Source organism: Bacillus sp. JJ1764, assembly GCF_036962145.1.
GTDB lineage: Bacteria > Bacillota > Bacilli > Bacillales > Cytobacillaceae > Neobacillus.
In genome coordinates, this window is sequence record NZ_JBALNY010000002.1 from 49,036 (window position 1) to 49,388 (window position 353).

Below are 353 nucleotides of genomic sequence, written 5' to 3' on the forward strand. Positions count from 1 at the left end.
AAAACGGGAAACGCGTTGATAAACTGAAAATCACGTAGATTTCCTCTCTCTCATGTAGAAATACTAATACCAATTTTCAAAGCCCAAACCGGCTAAATTTTTCAAAAAAGGGGACTTATAACATGCATTTCCAATTGTCCGAAGAACATGAAATGATTCGTAAAATGGTTCGTGATTTTGCAAAAAATGAGGTGGGGCCAACAGCCGCGGAGCGCGACGAGGAAGAGCGCTTTGACCGAGAAATTTTTAACAAAATGGCAGAGCTTGGATTGACGGGGATTCCGTGGCCGGAGGAGTATGGCGGAATCGGTAGCGATTATCTTGCTTATTGTATCGCCGTTGAGGAGTTATCC

Annotated in this window: 1 protein-coding gene; it reads left to right on the forward strand. The window is 43.3% G+C overall.

Annotated elements, in window-relative coordinates; translation table 11 throughout:
- Nucleotides 1-122: 122 nt before the first annotated feature.
- Nucleotides 123-353: acyl-CoA dehydrogenase family protein (locus V7083_RS00425; protein WP_335474212.1), on the forward strand; the 231-nt coding region annotated here is incomplete at its 3' end.